General features: G+C 60.9%; 14 protein-coding genes. 6 read left to right on the top strand and 8 right to left on the bottom strand.

Going from position 1 to position 16558, the window contains the following annotated elements; translation table 11 throughout:
• Positions 1 to 78: 78 nt before the first annotated feature.
• From ACA046_RS08115 to ACA046_RS08125, 3 genes are all read right to left on the bottom strand, one after another.
• Entirely contained in the window at positions 79 to 807 is a 729-nt protein-coding gene (locus ACA046_RS08115; RefSeq protein ID WP_497676242.1) for an aspartate/glutamate racemase family protein, read from the bottom strand.
• Positions 808 to 820: 13 nt separating this feature from the next.
• Positions 821 to 2350 (bottom strand): NCS1 family nucleobase:cation symporter-1, encoded by a 1530-nt coding sequence (locus ACA046_RS08120; RefSeq protein WP_497676243.1) that lies wholly within the window; start codon positions 2348 to 2350, stop codon positions 821 to 823.
• Between the two features lie 352 nt (positions 2351 to 2702).
• Positions 2703 to 3437 carry a phosphoadenylyl-sulfate reductase gene (locus ACA046_RS08125; protein WP_003214958.1) on the bottom strand — a complete coding sequence of 245 codons (735 nt, stop codon included), beginning with the start codon at positions 3435 to 3437 and terminating at the stop codon, positions 2703 to 2705.
• A gap of 152 nt (positions 3438 to 3589) precedes the next feature.
• Between ACA046_RS08125 and thrH the strand changes: the two genes are divergently transcribed.
• Positions 3590 to 4207, top strand: coding sequence for a bifunctional phosphoserine phosphatase/homoserine phosphotransferase ThrH (gene thrH / locus ACA046_RS08130; protein ID WP_063032398.1), 618 nt, complete (start codon positions 3590 to 3592; stop codon positions 4205 to 4207).
• 12 nt (positions 4208 to 4219) lie between these two features.
• Here the strand turns inward: thrH and ACA046_RS08135 are convergent, their stop codons facing one another.
• From ACA046_RS08135 to rloA, 5 genes are all read right to left on the bottom strand, one after another.
• Complete coding sequence (locus ACA046_RS08135; protein WP_076014724.1) at positions 4220 to 4576, bottom strand: helix-turn-helix domain-containing protein; 357 nt, start codon at positions 4574 to 4576, stop codon at positions 4220 to 4222.
• A gap of 338 nt (positions 4577 to 4914) precedes the next feature.
• Positions 4915 to 6255 (bottom strand): aminodeoxychorismate synthase component I, encoded by a 1341-nt coding sequence (pabB, locus tag ACA046_RS08140; RefSeq protein WP_497676244.1) that lies wholly within the window; start codon positions 6253 to 6255, stop codon positions 4915 to 4917.
• A 5-nt stretch (positions 6256 to 6260) separates the two neighbouring features.
• Entirely contained in the window at positions 6261 to 7247 is a 987-nt protein-coding gene (locus ACA046_RS08145; protein ID WP_003214969.1) for an alpha-L-glutamate ligase-like protein, read from the bottom strand.
• The gene (gene rloB / locus ACA046_RS08150; RefSeq protein ID WP_008432680.1) at positions 7247 to 8779 is read right to left on the bottom strand and encodes an osmotic stress tolerance membrane protein RloB; all 1533 of its coding nucleotides are present in this window, start codon (positions 8777 to 8779) and stop codon (positions 7247 to 7249) included. The genes ACA046_RS08145 and rloB overlap by 1 nt, the downstream gene beginning before the upstream one ends.
• A gap of 5 nt (positions 8780 to 8784) precedes the next feature.
• Entirely contained in the window at positions 8785 to 9318 is a 534-nt protein-coding gene (gene rloA, locus ACA046_RS08155; RefSeq protein WP_258344304.1) for a retropepsin-like aspartic peptidase RloA, read from the bottom strand.
• A gap of 270 nt (positions 9319 to 9588) precedes the next feature.
• Between rloA and ACA046_RS08160 the strand changes: the two genes are divergently transcribed.
• From ACA046_RS08160 to prpF, 5 genes are all read left to right on the top strand, one after another.
• Positions 9589 to 10302, top strand: coding sequence for a GntR family transcriptional regulator (locus ACA046_RS08160; RefSeq protein WP_459026926.1), 714 nt, complete (start codon positions 9589 to 9591; stop codon positions 10300 to 10302).
• Complete coding sequence (gene prpB, locus ACA046_RS08165; RefSeq protein ID WP_003214976.1) at positions 10299 to 11192, top strand: methylisocitrate lyase; 894 nt, start codon at positions 10299 to 10301, stop codon at positions 11190 to 11192. Before ACA046_RS08160 ends, prpB begins: the two co-directional genes overlap by 4 nt.
• 201 nt (positions 11193 to 11393) lie before the next feature.
• The gene (prpC, locus tag ACA046_RS08170) at positions 11394 to 12521 is read left to right on the top strand and encodes a bifunctional 2-methylcitrate synthase/citrate synthase (RefSeq protein ID WP_093200487.1); all 1128 of its coding nucleotides are present in this window, start codon (positions 11394 to 11396) and stop codon (positions 12519 to 12521) included.
• Positions 12522 to 12722: 201 nt separating this feature from the next.
• Complete coding sequence (gene acnD / locus ACA046_RS08175; RefSeq protein ID WP_497676245.1) at positions 12723 to 15317, top strand: Fe/S-dependent 2-methylisocitrate dehydratase AcnD; 2595 nt, start codon at positions 12723 to 12725, stop codon at positions 15315 to 15317.
• A 42-nt stretch (positions 15318 to 15359) separates the two neighbouring features.
• Entirely contained in the window at positions 15360 to 16550 is a 1191-nt protein-coding gene (gene prpF, locus ACA046_RS08180; RefSeq protein WP_497676246.1) for a 2-methylaconitate cis-trans isomerase PrpF, read from the top strand.
• Positions 16551 to 16558: the final 8 nt, after the last annotated feature.

The raw sequence follows: 16558 nt of genomic DNA on the forward strand, positions 1-16558 counted from the left end.
AAGGCGGTGTGACAGTCACCAGATGCATCGACTGATCCACCGCTTTCGCGAGCAAGCCCGCTCCCACATTTTGGATCTTCAGTGTCCGAACTTTCCGGGCCAGCCAATCACTTTCTTCGGCCTCGGCGTCGCATACGTGCGGATCTTCGAGGTCGACAGCCCCAATCGCACCAGCCCTTCAGCAATGGCGACCGCTGCGGTCACGCCGTCCACCACCGGCACGCCCGTGCGGTGGCGAATCTGGTCGTCCAGCCCGGCCATGCCGCCGCAGCCCAGGCAGATCACTTCGGCCTTGTCTTCGCTGATCGCCAATTCAGCCTGGCGCACGATGGCCTCCATGGCCCGCAGCGGGTCTTCTTCCAGCTCCAGCACTGCCATGCCGCTGGCTCGTACCGACGCGCAGCGCTGGTACAAACCCGCCAGTTTCAGCCGGTCTTCGATCAGCGGCACCGTGCGGTCCAGGGTGGTCACCACCGAGTAGGCATGCCCGAGGAACATCGCAGTGCTGGCCGCCGCTTCGGTGATGTCCACCACCGGCACGTTGAGCAACTCTTGCAAACCTTCGCGGCCGTGTTCGCCGTAACCCGCCTGGATCACGGCATCGAACGGCTGGTCGTAGGCCATCACCCGGTCCATTACCGCAATGGCCGCCAGGTAGCTTTCGAAATTGCCTTCCACCGATTCGGCACCGAAAAACGGGGTCAGCCCGACGATCTCGGTACCCGGGGACGCCACCGCCCGTGCCTGTTTGGCGATGGCCTCGGTGATGGACTCGGTGGTGTTGACGTTGACCACAAGGATGCGCATGGAATGTCCTTACTTAATGACTGACGTTATCGACTGCAATGCTTTCGCCGCTCACATCGGCGTAATGCGGCTGGCGCTTGGCGAGCAGCAGGTACAGCAGCCCTGCAATACCGGCGCCAATCAGCCAGGAGAACGGCGAGACAAGGGCGAAACCGGGCAGCAGGGCGAGGAGAATGGCGATCACTGCCGCAGGAATAAACGCCGCAATGGCGCGCAGATTGACGCCACGGCTGTAGTAATAAACCCCCATCGGGTCTTCGCTATACAGCTGCGGCACGTCCACCTGGCTTTTGCGGATCAACCAGTAGTCGACCATGATCACCCCGTACAACGGCCCCAAAAGAGCGCCGAGCCCCGAGAGGAAATACACGATTACCAGCGGGCTGTTGTAGAGGTTCCACGGCAGAATCAGCACTGCCACGGTGGCGCTGATCAGCCCGGCGCGGCGGAAGTTCAGGTACTTGGGCGCCAGGTTGCTCAGCACAAAGGCGGGTGCGACGAAGTTGGCCATGATGTTCACCGCCACGGTCACAATCAGGAACGCCAGGCAGCCCAGCACCAGGAAGAATGTGTTGGGTATCGCCGCAATGATTTCCGTAGGGCTCTCGATCACCCGGCCATTGAGGTGAAACTGCCCGCCGCACAGCAGCACGGTGATGGCGGCGAACACCAGGATGTTCACCGGCAGGCCCCAGAAGTTGCCGACCTTGATGGTCTTGCGGCAGGGCGAAGAGCGGGCAAAGTCGCAGAAATTCAGGATCAGCGTGCCGTAGATCGCCAGCCACAGCGCGCCGCCGGCGAAGATATTGCGCCACATCTCGGCACCGGTGAGTGGCTCGCGGATCGACCAGGCGATCTGGCCGCCGGCCTGGAAATACATCCAGCCGGCGAGTGATGCCACCGTCAGCAAAATCACCGGCCCGGCGAACGCTTCATAGCGGCGCACCATCTCCATGCCATAGGCGAGGATGGCGAGCTGCACAAACCAGATCGCCACAAAACACGCCCAGCCGAGGGTCGACAGGCCGAGGATCGAGTCGTGGTCGTAGTCGGCAAAACCTGGATGAACCGCCGTCAGCAGCACACGGAAAACCACCGAGGCCAGGTAGGTCTGAATCCCGAACCAGGCAATCGCGATCACCGCGCGAATCAGCGCCGGAATCTGCGCGCCATGGATGCCGAAACTGATGCGACTGATCACCGGAAACGGCACGCCGGTCTTCTGGCCCATGTAGCCGGACAGGTTCATGAAGAAGTACACCAGCGCCGCGCCGATCCCCAGGGACAGCAGAATCTGCCAGCCGCCCAGGCCCATCGCATATAGGCCGATGGCGAAGGAATAGTTGGCGATGTTGTGCACATCGTTAGTCCACAGGGCAAAGATGCTGTAGCGGCCCCAGCGCCGGCCTTCGGCCTTGGTGGGTGCAAGATCCTTGTTGTGCAGGCGCGGGCTGAGGACTAGCGGGCCGGGGCTCGTGGCCTCGGGGTTCAGGGTGGAGGAGGGCAGATCCAGTGCGATGTTATTGGAGAGACTTGTACGCATTCCGGCAGGCTCCTGAACACCAGCAGGAGAACGGCTGATGTCAAAGTGTATGTATCTTTTTTATTGATTGTATACAAAGTGTGTTTTGCCTTAAGCCACATGCGTGCCAGATTTTCGCCGGGAAAATTATCGAATAAGTTGGTTTTTAGAGTGATTGGAAATAAATAGCTGAATTTAAAGCGATATAAATTGACCGTTTGAACAGCTATTTATTTTGTAGCGCAGGGAGGGAAGAGGATTTAACGAGAGGTGTGACGGGGGATGATGTAACTTTTCGGTGCAGGATTTTATAAGTGCACACAAAAATGGCACCGATGGTGACATTTCTGTGTACAGGATTTTGGCTCAGGTGTTACGCCTTGCTGATGATGTTCCCGGCGTGCAACCCGCATTCTTTCTGGGTTGCTTCTTCCCACCACCAACGGCCTTCGCGTTCGTGCTGGTTCGGCAGTACCGGGCGCGTGCAAGGCTCACAGCCGATGCTGATAAAACCGCGCTCGTGCAGGCTGTTGTACGGCAGCTCCAGCATGCGGATGTAACCCCAGACTTCCTCACTGGTCATCTGCGCCAGCGGGTTGAACTTGTACAGGGTGCGTTCCGGCGTGGAGAAGGCGGTATCGATTTCCAGCGCGGCCACCTGGCTGCGGGTGCCGGGGCTCTGGTCGCGGCGCTGGCCGGTGGCCCAGGCGCTCACGCCGGAAAGCTTGCGGCGCAGTGGTTCGATCTTGCGCACGCCGCAGCACTCGCCATGGCCGTCCTTGTAGAAGCTGAACAGGCCCTTTTCCTTGACGAAGGGTTCCAGCTTGCTCTGGTCCGGCGAGATCAGCTCGATGTCAATCTTGTAGAACTCGCGCACCTGCTCGATAAACCGGTAGGTCTCCGGGTGCAGGCGGCCGGTGTCGAGGCTGAACACCTTGACGTTCTTGTTCAGCTTCCAGGCCATGTCTACCAGCACCACGTCCTCGGCACCGCTGAAAGAGATCCACAGGTCGTCGCCAAACTGGCTGAAAGCCAGCTTGAGAATGTCCTGGGCGGATTTGTTGGCATAAGTCGCGGCGAGTTCAGCGACGTCGAAGGCTTGGTTCATCAGGACGGTTCCTACAGGTCAATGGCGCTGAGCGCTCTATAGGAGGGCGATGGTAACAAAATCCCGCCTGCGTTGCGGCGGCTGGCGTGAATCGCTAGAGTTCGGCAGTCCTTTTGCTCGCTCAACTCAATAACTTTAAATGGGAGTGTCTTGTGGAAATTGCCTGTCTCGACCTGGAAGGAGTGCTGGTCCCGGAAATCTGGATCGCCTTCGCCGAAAAAACCGGTATTGAATCCTTGCGGGCCACCACCCGGGACATTCCCGACTACGACGTGCTGATGAAACAGCGCCTGCGCATTCTTGATGAACACGGGCTGAAGCTCTCGGACATCCAGGAAGTGATCGCCACCCTCAAGCCCCTCGACGGCGCCATCGAATTCGTGAACTGGCTGCGCGAACGCTTCCAGGTGGTGATCCTGTCGGACACATTCTATGAGTTCTCCCAGCCGCTGATGCGTCAACTGGGATTCCCGACCTTGCTCTGCCATCGGTTGATCACCGACGAGAACGACCGGGTGGTGAGCTACCAACTGCGCCAGAAAGATCCCAAGCGTCAGTCGGTGCTGGCGTTCAAGACCTTGTACTACCGAGTGATTGCCGCCGGCGATTCCTACAACGACACCACCATGCTCGGTGAGGCGGATCGCGGGATCCTGTTCCACGCACCGGAAAACGTGATCCGCGAGTTCCCGCAGTTCCCGGCTGTGCATACGTTTGAGGACTTGAAGAAAGAGTTCATCAAGGCGTCGAATCGTTCGTTGAGCCTCTAATCAAGTGATCGACTAAACGCCTGCAAGCAAACTCTCATAAGGAATGCGCAAGCCTTCATGCAGGCGTTTGATCATCGACAAGCTCAGCTTACGCTTGTGGTTCAGCACTTCAGAAACTCGCCCGCTCGGACCTATGAAGGGCTCCAGGTCTCGGGCCGTCAGACCTAGTTGCTCCATTCGAAATTTAATTGCTTCTATGGGATCCGAAGGCGGCATCGGGTAATGCTCTGCTTCGTACTTTTCGATAAGTATTGCGAGAATTTCCAGCTCGTCACCCTCAGGCGAGCCGATTTCCGCTTCCCAAAGCTGCTCGACGCGCGCGAGCGCAGCGGTCAGGTCTTCCTGGGAATGAATAGGTTTGATGTTCATCACACGGTCTCCGCATTATGGCGATATAGCTCGACCAGCGGCGTTTTGGCATCCCTGTAACCGGGTTGGCTTTCCCAGAATATTCGCAAGGCAGACAGAGCGATTATCCGCACCGCTGCAACCTCCCAATTTGGGAGATGACAGGTGCGGTTGAGGGCAGATGCAATCTCGGAAATCTTTTCTGACGAGTAGGCAGTCGTTTCATGTGATCCTTCACAGACGGCTGGTGGACGTTCGAGGCCAGACGCTATCGTCCGACTTCAACTCCGTCCACTTCGGTACTGATTCAGGTTTTTTCTGCTTCCTTGCTATACGTCCAAGGCTGGGAAGGGTGGGCGCTACAGGCTTTCCAGCGTTTGTAACAACACTCGCACCTTGGTCATCGACTCCTGATACTCCGCCTGCCACTCCGAGTCCGCGACAATCCCGCCGCCACCCCAGCAACATACCTGGCCATCCTTGACCAACAGGCTGCGAATGGCGATGGAGCTGTCCATCTCGCCGCGTACGTCCAGGTACAACAACGAGCCGCAATACAACCCGCGCCGGGTCGGCTCCAGTTCGTCGATGATCTGCATCGCGCGGATCTTCGGGGCGCCGGTGATGGAGCCGCCGGGGAAGCTGCCGGCGATCAGGTCGAGGGCGTCTTTGTCGTCCGCCAGCTCACCGGTGACGCTGCTCACCAGGTGATGCACATTCGGATAGCTTTCGAGACTGAACAACTCCGGCACTTTCACCGAGCCGGTACGGCAGGTGCGGCCCAGGTCGTTGCGCAGCAGGTCGACGATCATCAGGTTCTCGGCCCGATCCTTGGGGCTGGCCAGCAATTCGGCGGCGTTGGCCGCATCTTCCACAGGCGTTGCACCCCGTGGCCGGGTGCCCTTGATCGGGCGGGTTTCCACTTGGCGCTGGCTGATTTTGACGAAGCGCTCCGGCGATAAACTCAATACCGCGCCATCATCCGGCAAGCTTTGGAACCCGGAAAACGGTGTTGGGCAGGCTGCGCGCAGGGCGCAATAGGCAACCCATGGGTCGCCGACGCACGGGGCGCGGAAGCGTTGGGCAAAGTTGACCTGGTAGCAGTCCCCGGCCTGGATGTAGTCCTGGATGCGGGCGAGTGCGTGTTTGTAGGTGTCGGCTGTCACGTCCGGGGCCATTGGGCCTTGCAGCTTGAAGGTGGCCGATGCGCTGATGGCCGGCTGACCGAACAAGGTGATCAGGCGTTGCCGTTCGCGTTCCGCCAGTTTGGGGTGGAACACCAGTTGGCTGGTCTGCGCCAGGTGATCGCTGATCAAGGCCCAGGCGTACAGGCCAAACCGCGCATCGGGCAGGTGCAGGTCGTCTACGGCCAGGTGCGGCAGTTGTTCAAGATGGCGACCGAAGTCGTAGCTCAGGTAACCGATCAGGCCACCGGCAAACGGCAGTTCGTAGGGCGCAGGAATCGTGGCTTCACCCAGCAACGTCAGGTTTTCCCGCAAGCGTTGCAGGAAATCGCTGCCGCTTTCGTCCGGCAGTACCGTCAGTGTCGTCTCGGGCCAGGCGCTCAGCAGGTCATACCGACCACGCTCGGCAGCGGGTCGGCCGCTGTCCAGCAGCACTGCGCCGGGGGCATGGCGGATCGCTGCAAAGTATTCGGCAGGGTTCGCCCGATAGGGCAGCGGGTGTACGGAACAGGTCACTGGGTTTATCCCTCGACCGCCGGAATATGCCCAAACATCTCCTGCACAAACTTCACCCGCTCTTCCGGCGTTTCCGTCACGCCCGCCGCCTTCAGCTCTTCCAGTCGAGCCTCCACCGCATGGGTGCGCAAGGTCAGGCCGCAGTCGTTGGCGATCTGGATGTTCAGTCCCGGGCGAGCGTTAAGCTCCAGGATCAGCGGGCCTTTCTCCTGGTCCAGCACCATATCCACGCCGATGTAACCCAACCCGCACAGCTCGTAGCAGCCGGCGGCGAGCTTCATGAAACCGTCCCAGTTGGGCAGTTGCACGCCGTCCACCGCGTTAGTGGTGTCGGGGTGCTTGGTGATGATGTTGTTCAGCCAGGTGCCGCGCAGGGTCAGGCCGGTGGCCAGGTCGACACCGACGCCAATCGCGCCCTGGTGCAGGTTGGCCTTGCCGCCGGACTGGCGGGTCGGCAAGCGCAGCATGGCCATCACCGGATAGCCCATCAGCACAATGATGCGGATGTCCGGTACGCCTTCGTAGCTGATGCTTTTGAAAATCTGGTCGGGCACCACCCGGTATTCGATCAGCGCCCGGTCACGGTGGCCGCCGAGGGAATACAGGCCGGTGAGGATGCTGGAAATCTGATGCTCGATCTCTTCATGGCTGATGATCTTGCCGGAGACCGTGCGATAGCGCCCCTCAAAACGGTCGGCGATCACCAGGATACCGTCACCGCCGGCGCCCTGGGCCGGCTTGATCACGAAGTCGCTGCGCCCGCCGATGATCTCGTCGAGCTTGTCGATTTCCTTCTCGGTGGAAATGACCCCGTACATCTCCGGCACGTGGATGCCGGCGGCCATGGCCCGTTCCTTGGTGATGATCTTGTCATCCACGATCGGGTACAGGCTGCGCTTGTTGTACTTGAGCACGTAGTCGGCATTACGCCGGTTGATGCCCATGATCCCCCGCGCTTCCAGGGCCTTCCAGGTCTTCCAGAAACCGAACATTACGAATCAGCCTTGAGGAAGGCCTTGAAACGTACCAGTTCGGTGAGGCGGTAACCGCGATAACGACCCATGGCCAGCATGAAGCCCACCAGGATCAACAGGATCGCCGGGAAGGTGAACACGAAGTAGATCAGCTCCGGCACGCTCATGATGATGTGGGCCAGGGACGCAGCGAACAGCGTGCCGATCGCGACTTTCATCGCATGGCCGCCACCGCGCTCTTCCCAGGTGATCGACAGGCGTTCGATGGTCATGGTCAGGATCACCATCGGGAACAGCGCAACCGACAGCCCGCGCTCCAGTCCCAATTTGTGGCTGAACAGGCTGATGGCCGCGATCAGCACCACCACGAACGTCAGCACCACCGAGAGCCTCGGCAGCATCTGCAGCTTCAAGTGTTCCAGGTAAGACCTGAGGGACAGCCCCAGCGCCGTAATAATGGTGAACAACACAATCCCGAAGCCCAGTTGCGTCTCGCGGAACGCCAGGGCAATCAGCACCGGCGTAAACGTGCCGAGGGTCTGCAGGCCGATCAGGTTGCGCAGGATCAGGATCACCAGCACGCCAATCGGGATCATCACCATGATCATGAAGGTCTGCTGGGTTTGCAGCGGCAGGCCGTACAGCGAGTATTCGAGGAAGTTGGCGTCGGTGTTTTCGTCCGTCAGCTTGGCCAGGCGAATCGCGTTCATTTCGCTGTTGTTGAGGCTGAAGGTCACCATGGCCTTTTTGCCGCCATCGACGGTGATCAGGTTTTCATCGCCGGTCCACCACAGCAGGCGGTCAGCCGGCAGGCCTTGCTCGCCGGTGTCAGGGTTGAAGTACAACCAGTCATTGCCATTGAAGCTGCGCAGCCAGAGTTCCGGGGTTTGCGGCTGGTCGGCCACCAGGCGGATGGTGTGGACCTTTTCCACCGGCACGTGGGCGATAGACAGCAGCAGCTCGACGATCTTGGCCTTGTGCGGCGTCGACGGGTCGCCCGCCAGCAGCAGCTTCACGTTGTCGTCGTTGAGGTTGTTGGTGCGCTTGATGGCTTCGCTGATAAAGGTCTCGACGTCGGCCGAGTGCTGGCGGATCGGCGCCAGCAGGGCTTCGGCGGCGATTTTTTCCGGGCCTTCGACGGCGATGCTGTCGCGGAAGGTCGGGCCCTTGACCTTGATCTTTTCACCGCTGTAACGCTTGGTCAGCACCAGGCGGTAGTAGAGGGTCTGATTGCCCTTGGCCCGGCGGGCCGACCAGGTGACCTTGCGGTTGCCGTCGAGGCGATTGACGCTCACGCCGTAGTTATTCGAGATAAAGCTTTCGTTCAGGCTGACGAAGTCGCGGCTCAGGGGCGGCACGAACATCTGGATTTTCACCGGGTCCTTGGCACTGGCGACGAACTCGACCTTGGCGTCGATGTTCCACAGGTCGTCGGTGGCGTCCTCGGTGACGGGAATCCCCAGCACGAAAATCTGATAGGCGGTGACCGAAATGCCCAATACCACCAAAACGGCGATCAGGATTTTCAGGTGCAGATTAAGAGAGCGCATTCAAATTACTCAGCGGTATGAGCGTCGGAGGCGCAGGCAGGTTTGCCCGCCGCGTATTTAAGACTGGGGTCGACCAGCGCATCAAAGCGTTTCAGCGCTTCGGAGCCGATCAGCAGCGGGTATTGGAAGGCGCTGCGGTCAGTCAAGTTCACTTCGATACTGCGTAAAGCGGTGCCCATGCAGATGTCCAGGGCAATCACTGGACGGGCGGTGTAGTTCTTGTCTTCATCGGGGTCGTAGTCACCGGCACGGCGCTTGATCTTGCTCACGCGGGCCAGGGGACGCTCGATGGGGTGGGAATGTGCGGTGTCGATGGCCAGGTAGAAGCGCACCCAGGATTCACCGTTGCGCTTGAAACGCTTGATGTCGCGGGCGCTCAAGGAAGCGGTCTTGGCACCGGTGTCGAGTTTGGCGGCCACTTCCAGGTCAATGCCGGCCAACTTGGCGTATTCATTGAGCCCATACACGGTCTTCTCGGCAGCAACGCCAAGGCCCGGCATAAGCAGTAGAAGCAAAAGGGGGAAGGGCTTGAGTCTCATAAATCCTGACGCGATGCAGTGCGATGTTCAATTCAAGGCGACTGGCATTGCTGCGCAATCTCTGGTGCGCCTTTTCATCCATGGATGTCAGGCAAAAGTGGCCGGCATTCTAACATGAAGGTTTTCTGGCGCCAGCGCTGGCAGCCGGCCATGCCCTGATAGGGTGCAAGAGCGGTTATTAGACGATTGTCGACAATGTGTATTTATTCTTTGACTATTAAGGGCTGATTGGCTAGTTTTTGCGGCATTGCTTTTAAAGGTGTCGACAATATGCTGGATCAACTGGAAACCCCAGTGATAGCGCCAGACGATTCCCAGACCATGTCCGAGAACGTCTTCCGGCGTATCCAGGCCGCTATCGTCAAGGGCGAGATCGCCCCCGGCAGCAAGATCTCCGAGCCGGAACTGGCGCGCACCTATGGCATCAGCCGTGGCCCGCTGCGTGAGGCAATCCACCGTTTGGAAGGCCAGCGCCTGCTGGTGCGCATCCCCCATGTGGGCGCGCGAGTGGTGTCCTTGAGCCATGAAGAGCTGATCGAGCTCTACGAAATCCGCGAATCCCTGGAAGGCATGGCCTGTCGCCTGGCCGCCGAGCGCATGACCGACGCCGAGATCGAAGAGTTGCGCCAGGTGTTGCACACCCACGAGCGCGATGCGGCCTTCCAGGCCGGTGTCGGCTATTACCAGCAGGAAGGCGACTTCGATTTTCATTACCGGATAATTCAAGGCGCCGGTAACCGCACCCTAACCCAAATGCTGTGCGGCGAGCTGTATCAGTTGGTGCGCATGTACCGCATCCAGTTCTCCGCCACCCCCAATCGTCCACGCCAGGCCTTTGCCGAGCATCACCGCATTCTTGACGCGATTGCCGATCGCGACGGTGAACTGGCCGAGTTGTTGATGCGCCGTCATATCGGCGCCTCCAAACGCAACATTGCCCGTCACTTCCCGGACGGCGCTCCCCAATCACGAGGTGAGTCATGAGTTCCAATAACAACACTACTCCAGGCCAGCGTTTCCGTGACGCCGTCGCCAGCGAGCACCCATTGCAGGTGGTCGGCGCGATCAACGCCAACCACGCGCTGCTGGCCAAACGTGCCGGGTTCAAGGCGATTTACCTGTCGGGTGGCGGGGTGGCTGCCGGCTCCCTTGGCGTACCGGACCTGGGCATTACTGGCCTGGATGACGTGCTGACCGACGTGCGCCGCATCACCGACGTATGCGACCTGCCGCTGCTGGTGGACGTGGACACCGGTTTTGGCTCCTCGGCGTTCAACGTGGCGCGCACCGTGAAGTCGATGATCAAGTTCGGCGCGGCGGCGATCCATATCGAAGACCAGGTGGGCGCCAAGCGTTGCGGTCACCGTCCTAATAAAGAAATCGTGTCCCAGCAGGAAATGGTCGACCGCATCAAGGCCGCCGTGGATGCGCGCACCGACGACAGTTTCGTGATCATGGCCCGCACCGACGCACTGGCGGTGGAAGGTCTGGAATCCGCCCTGGAACGTGCCGCCGCCTGCATCGAGGCCGGCGCCGACATGGTGTTCCCGGAGGCCATCACTGAGCTGGAGATGTACAAGCTGTTCGCCTCCCGCGTGAAAGCGCCGATCCTGGCCAACATCACCGAATTCGGCGCAACGCCTCTCTATACCGTCGATCAACTGAAATCTGCGGATGTTTCCATCGTGCTGTACCCGCTCTCAGCCTTCCGCGCGATGAACAAGGCGGCCGAGAACGTCTACACCGCGATCCGTCGCGACGGCACCCAGCAGAACGTGATCGACACCATGCAAACCCGCATGGAGCTTTACGATCGCATCGACTACCACACCTTCGAGCAGAAGCTCGACGCGCTGTTCGCCGCCAAAAAATAACGGCCCCTGATACTTGTAGGAGCGAGCTTGCTCGCGAAGATCGTTAACGATAACGCGCTTAGCCTGAATGAACGCGGCGCCCTGAAGTTTTTCGCGAGCAAGCTCGCTCCTACAGGGGCAGCGTGAAGATTTAGCGATTCGTGGGGTGGTGTGAAGCTTCAGCGAGGCGCTTCCCTAATAAATACAAAATTGGAGATAACCATGGCCGAAGCAAAAGTACTCAGTGGCGCTGGCCTGCGTGGCCAGGTCGCCGGGCAAACCGCACTGTCCACCGTGGGCCAGGCCGGTGCCGGCTTGACCTATCGCGGCTACGACGTGCGCGAACTCGCTGCCGACGCGCAGTTTGAAGAAGTCGCCTACCTGCTGCTCTACGGCGAACTGCCGACCAAAGCCGAACTCGCGGCCTACACCGCCAAACTCGGCAAACTGCGTGACCTGCCCCAGGCGCTGAAAGAAGTGCTGGAACGCATCCCGGCCGACGCCCATCCGATGGACGTGATGCGCACCGGTTGCTCGTTCCTGGGCAATATCGAGCCGGAGAAAGACTTCTCCGTGCAGCGCGACGTGACCGACCGCCTGCTCGCCGCGTTCCCGGCGATCATGTGCTACTGGTACCGCTTCAGCCACGACGGCCAGCGCATCAATTGCGTGACCGACGAGCCGTCCATCGGCGGTCACTTCCTGCACCTGCTGCACGACAAGAAGCCCAGCGACTTGCACGTCAAAGTGATGAACGTGTCGCTGATCCTCTACGCCGAGCACGAATTCAACGCCTCGACGTTCACCGCCCGCGTGTGTGCATCGACCCTGTCGGACCTGTATTCCTGCGTCACCGCCGCCATCGGCTCCCTGCGCGGCCCGCTGCACGGCGGCGCCAACGAAGCGGCGATGGAGATGATCGAGCGTTTCTCGTCCGCCCAGGAAGCGGTGGAAGGCACCCTCGGCATGCTGGCGCGTAAGGACAAGATCATGGGCTTCGGCCACGCGATCTATAAAGACAGCGACCCGCGTAACGAGGTGATCAAGGGCTGGTCGAAAAAACTCGCGGAGGAGGTGGGCGACACGGTGTTGTTCCCGGTTTCCGAAGCCATCGACAAGACCATGTGGGAGCAGAAGAAACTGTTCCCCAATGCCGACTTCTACCACGCCTCGGCGTACCACTTCATGGGCATCCCGACCAAGCTGTTCACCCCGATTTTCGTCTGCTCGCGGCTTACAGGCTGGGCCGCGCATGTATTTGAACAGCGTGCCAACAACCGCATCATCCGTCCGAGCGCCGAGTACATCGGCGTTGAGCAGCGCAAGTTCGTGCCAATCGAACGTCGCTGAGTGGAGAAACCGCTGATCTCGGGGTGAAACCGGATCAAAAATGTGGGAGCGGGCTTGCTCGCGAAGGCGGTGTGTCATTCAACACACATGGCGACTGTCACACCGCCTTCGCGAGCAAGCCCGCTCCCACATTTGGACCGTGTTTCACAATGGATCAGCACCGGTTCTTCCTTTTGCAACTACCGTGACCGAGTCCTGACGATGAACACTGAACACCGCAAACCGCTCCCCGGCAGCCGCCTCGATTTCTACGACGCCCGTGCGGCGGTCGATGCAATCACCCCCGGTGCCTACGCCACACTGCCGTACACCTCCCGCGTACTCGCCGAGAACCTGGTGCGTCGCTGTGACCCGGCGACCCTCAATGCATCCCTGAGCCAACTGATCGAGCGCAAACGCGACCTCGACTTCCCATGGTTCCCGGCCCGCGTGGTGTGCCACGACATCCTCGGCCAGACCGCCCTGGTGGACCTTGCCGGCCTGCGCGATGCAATCGCCCTGCAAGGCGGCGACCCGGCCCAGGTCAACCCGGTGGTGCCGACCCAACTGATCGTCGACCACTCCCTGGCTGTCGAAGCTGGTGGCTTTGACCCGGAGGCATTCGAGAAAAACCGCGCCATCGAAGACCGCCGCAACGAAGACCGTTTCCACTTTATCGAGTGGACCAAAAAGGCCTTCAAGAACGTCGACGTGATCCCGCCGGGCAACGGCATCATGCACCAGATCAACCTGGAGAAAATGTCTCCGGTGATCCAGGTGCGTGACGGTGTGGCCTTCCCGGATACCTGCGTCGGCACCGACAGCCACACGCCTCATGTGGACGCGCTGGGTGTGATCGCCATCGGTGTTGGCGGCCTCGAAGCGGAGAGCGTGATGCTCGGCCGCGCCTCGTGGATGCGCCTGCCGGAAAGTGTCGGTGTGGAGCTGACGGGCAAGCTGCAACCGGGAATCACCGCCACCGACATGGTGCTGGCGCTGACCGAGTTTCTGCGCAAGCAAAAGGTCGTGGGCGCGTGGCTCGAGTTCTTCGGCGAAGGCGCCTCCGCGCTGACCCTGGGCGACCGCGCCACCATCTCCAACATGGCCCCGGAATATGGCGCCACGGCGGCGATGTTTTACATCGACCAGCAGACCATCGCCTACCTCAAGCTTACCGGCCGTGAAGACGAACAAGTCACCCTGGTGGAGCAATACGCTCGCCACACCGGCCTGTGGGCGGACGACCTCAAGGGCGCGCAATACGAGCGTGGCTTGAGCTTCGATTTGTCCAGTGTAGTGCGCAACATGGCCGGCCCGAGCAACCCCCACGCCCGCGTCGCCACCAGCGATCTGGCGGCCAAGGGCATCTCTGGCCAGTGGGATGACGTGCCGGGGCAAATGCCCGACGGCGCGGTGATCATCGCCGCCATCACCAGTTGCACCAATACCAGCAACCCGCGCAACGTGATTGCCGCCGGCCTGCTGGCGCGTAATGCCAACAAGCTTGGGCTGGTGCGCAAGCCGTGGGTCAAGTCGTCGCTGGCACCGGGTTCGAAAACCGTCGCCATGTACCTCGACGAAGCCGGGCTGACCACCGAGCTGGAGCAGTTGGGTTTCGGCGTGGTGGCGTTTGCCTGCACCACCTGCAACGGCATGTCCGGCGCACTCGACCCGGTGATCCAGCAAGAGATCATCGACCGCGACCTGTACGCCACCGCCGTGCTTTCGGGTAACCGCAACTTCGACGGCCGTATCCACCCTTACGCCAAGCAAGCGTTCCTCGCGTCGCCGCCGCTGGTGGTGGCCTATGCGATTGCCGGCACCATCCGTTTCGATATCGAGAAGGACGTGCTGGGCCTGGACGCCAACGGCAAGGAAATCCGCCTGAAGGACATCTGGCCAAGCGACGAAGAAATCGACGCGGTGGTCAAGGCGTCGGTGAAGCCGGAGCAGTTCCGCCAGGTCTACATCCCGATGTTCGCGATACACGAAGACACCGGCCCGAAAGTCACGCCGCTGTACGACTGGCGCCCGCAGAGCACCTATATCCGTCGTCCGCCGTACTGGGAAGGCGCCCTGGCCGGCGCGCGTCCGCTCAAGGGCATGCGCCCGCTGGCGGTGCTGCCGGACAACATCACCACCGATCACCTGTCGCCGTCCAACGCGATCATGCTCGACAGCGCCGCCGGCGAATACCTGGCGAAAATGGGCCTGCCGGAAGTCGACTTCAACTCTTACGCCACCCACCGCGGCGACCACTTGACCGCGCAGCGCGCCACCTTCGCCAACCCGAAACTGTTCAATGAAATGGTCATCGAAGACGGCAAGGTCAAGCAGGGTTCGCTGGCGCGCCTGGAGCCGGAAGGCAAGGTCACGCGCATGTGGGAAGCCATCGAAACCTACATGGAGCGCAAGCAGCCGCTGATCATCATCGCCGGCGCCGACTACGGCCAGGGCTCGTCCCGTGACTGGGCGGCCAAGGGCGTGCGCCTGGCGGGTGTGGAAGCGATCGCCGCCGAAGGGTTCGAGCGTATTCACCGCACCAACCTGGTGGGCATGGGCGTGTTGCCGCTGGAGTTCCTGCCGGGCACCGACCGCAAGACCCTGAAGATCGACGGCACCGAAACCTACGACGTGATCGGCGAGCGCACCCCGCGTGCGCAACTGACGTTGCTGATCAACCGCAAGAACGGCGAGCGTGTCGAGGTGCCGGTGACCTGCCGCCTGGACACGGCTGAAGAGGTGTCGATCTACGAGGCGGGCGGCGTGTTGCAACGCTTTGCCCAGGACTTCCTGGAATCGGCTGTTACCGCCTGACAACTGTGGCCGGGGTTTGCGCCCCGGCCCATGAGGACCACCATGGCACACGTACCGCAGATCAAGATTCCCGCCACCTACATGCGTGGCGGCACCAGTAAAGGCGTATTTTTCAGCCTCAAGGATTTGCCCGAATCGGCCCAGGTGCCAGGCGCGGCGCGAGATGCATTGTTGTTGCGGGTGATCGGCAGCCCCGACCCGTACGACAAGCAGATCGACGGCATGGGCGGCGCGACGTCCAGCACCAGCAAAACCGTGATCCTGGCCAAAAGCACCCGCGCCGATCACGACGTGGATTATCTGTTCGGCCAGGTTTCCATCGACAAACCGTTCGTGGACTGGAGCGGCAACTGCGGCAACCTGTCGGCGGCGGTGGGTTCGTTCGCCATCAGCGCTGGCCTGGTGGATGCCGCGCGCGTCCCGCACAACGGCGTGGCCGTGGTACGGGTGTGGCAGGCGAACATCGGCAAGACCATCATCGCCCACGTACCGATCACCGACGGTGCGGTGCAGGAAACCGGCGACTTCGAACTCGACGGCGTGACCTTCCCGGCCGCCGAAGTGCAGCTGGAATTCATGGACCCGGCGGCGGAAGAAGAGGGCGGCGGTGGCTCGATGTTCCCTACCGGTAACCTGGTGGATGATCTGGAAGTGCCGGGTGTCGGCACGTTCAAGGCGACCCTGATCAATGCCGGGATTCCCACCATCTTCATCAACGCCCAGGACCTGGGCTACACCGGCACCGAGCTGCAGGGTGCGATCAATAGCGACCCCAAGGCCCTGGCGATGTTTGAAACCATTCGTGCCCACGGTGCGTTGCGCATGGGCTTGATCAAGCATCTGGACGAAGCGGCCCAGCGGCAGCACACACCGAAAGTTGCGTTCGTGGCACGGCCTGCGGATTACGTGGCGTCCAGCGGCAAGGCGATCAAGGCGGCCGATGTCGACCTGTTGGTGCGGGCGTTGTCCATGGGCAAGTTGCACCACGCAATGATGGGCACGGCGGCGGTGGCGATTGGCACGGCGGCGGCGATTTCCGGCACGCTGGTGAATCTGGCGGCGGGCGGCGTGGAGCGTAATGCCGTGCGGTTCGGGCACCCGTCCGGGACGCTGCGGGTAGGCGCGGAGGCCAGCCAGGTCAACGGTGAATGGGTCGTGAAAAAAGCCATCATGAGCCGCAGTGCACGTGTGTTGATGGAAGGGTTCGTGCGCGTCCCCGGCGATTCGTTTTAAGCAATCAA

It is taken from the genome of Pseudomonas sp. LBUM1641 (genome assembly GCF_059716235.1).